Origin of the sequence: uncultured Kluyvera sp. (assembly GCF_902485085.1) — a bacterium.
Classification (GTDB): Bacteria; Pseudomonadota; Gammaproteobacteria; order Enterobacterales; family Enterobacteriaceae; genus Kluyvera; species Kluyvera ascorbata.
In genome coordinates, this window is sequence record NZ_CABTJS010000099.1 from 1 (window position 1) to 1,361 (window position 1,361).

Below are 1,361 nucleotides of genomic sequence, written 5' to 3' on the forward strand. Positions count from 1 at the left end.
AACGAAATCATCCTGGTAACCTGTGGTTCTGCGTTCAAGAACAAAGGTGTTCAGGCGATGCTGGATGCGGTAATTGATTACCTGCCATCCCCAGTCGACGTACCTGCGATCAACGGTATCCTGGACGACGGTAAAGACACTCCGGCAGAACGTCACGCAAGCGACGATGAGCCGTTCTCTGCACTGGCGTTCAAAATTGCTACCGACCCGTTTGTTGGTAACCTGACCTTCTTCCGTGTGTATTCCGGTGTGGTTAACTCTGGTGATACCGTACTGAACTCCGTGAAAACTGCACGTGAGCGTTTCGGCCGTATCGTACAGATGCACGCTAACAAACGTGAAGAGATCAAAGAAGTTCGCGCGGGCGATATCGCTGCTGCAATCGGTCTGAAAGACGTAACTACAGGTGACACTCTGTGTGACCCAGATGCGCCTATCATTCTGGAGCGTATGGAATTCCCAGAACCGGTAATCTCCATCGCTGTAGAACCGAAAACCAAAGCTGACCAGGAAAAAATGGGTCTGGCTCTGGGCCGTCTGGCTAAAGAAGACCCATCATTCCGCGTATGGACTGATGAAGAATCTAACCAGACCATTATCGCCGGTATGGGTGAGCTGCACCTCGACATCATCGTTGACCGCATGAAGCGTGAATTCAACGTTGAAGCGAACGTCGGTAAACCTCAGGTTGCTTACCGCGAAGCGATTCGCGCGAAAGTTACCGATATCGAAGGTAAACACGCTAAGCAGTCTGGTGGTCGCGGTCAGTACGGTCATGTTGTTATCGACATGTACCCACTGGAGCCGGGTTCTAACCCGAAAGGCTACGAATTCATCAACGACATCAAGGGTGGTGTAATCCCTGGCGAATACATCCCTGCCGTTGATAAAGGTATCCAGGAACAGCTGAAATCTGGCCCGCTGGCTGGTTACCCGGTTGTTGACATGGGTGTTCGTCTGCACTTCGGTTCTTACCATGACGTTGACTCCTCTGAACTGGCGTTTAAACTGGCAGCTTCTCTGGCGTTTAAAGACGGCTTTAAGAAAGCGAAACCAGTTCTGCTTGAGCCTATCATGAAGGTTGAAGTAGAGACTCCTGAAGAGAACACTGGTGACGTTATCGGTGACTTGAGCCGCCGTCGTGGTATGCTCAAAGGTCAGGAATCCAACGTTACTGGCGTTGTGATCCACGCTGAAGTTCCGCTGTCCGAAATGTTCGGTTATGCAACTCAGCTGCGTTCACTGACCAAAGGCCGTGCTTCTTACTCCATGGAGTTCCTGAAGTACGACGATGCGCCGAACAACGTTGCTCAGGCCGTTATTGAAGCCCGTGGTAAATAATCCACAGGATTAAAACCTAA

At 50.8% G+C, this 1,361-nt stretch carries 1 protein-coding gene; it reads left to right on the top strand.

From position 1 onward, the window contains the following. Positions 1 to 1,341: elongation factor G (gene fusA / locus RDN66_RS12055; RefSeq protein WP_308537874.1), on the top strand; the 1,341-nt coding region annotated here is incomplete at its 5' end. Between the last annotated feature and the right edge of the window lie 20 nt (positions 1,342 to 1,361).